At 50.8% G+C, this 254-nt stretch carries 1 rRNA gene; it reads right to left on the bottom strand.

Annotated elements, in window-relative coordinates:
• Positions 1 to 254: ribosomal RNA gene (locus LI149_RS15215) — 16S ribosomal RNA — on the bottom strand; the annotation flags it as partial.

Here is a 254-nt window from a genome sequence, read left to right on the forward strand (position 1 = left end):
TTGAGTTTCACCGTTGCCGGCGTACTCCCCAGGTGGAATACTTAACGCTTTCGCTTGGCCGCTTGCCGTATATCGCAAACAGCGAGTATTCATCGTTTACCGTGTGGACTACCAGGGTATCTAATCCTGTTTGATACCCACACTTTCGAGCCTCAATGTCAGTTGCAGCTTAGCAGGCTGCCTTCGCAATCGGAGTTCTTCGTGATATCTAAGCATTTCACCGCTACACCACGAATTCCGCCTGCCTCAACTGC

This window comes from Dorea sp. 210702-DFI.3.17 (assembly GCF_020560825.1).
GTDB lineage: Bacteria > Bacillota > Clostridia > Lachnospirales > Lachnospiraceae > Dorea > Dorea formicigenerans.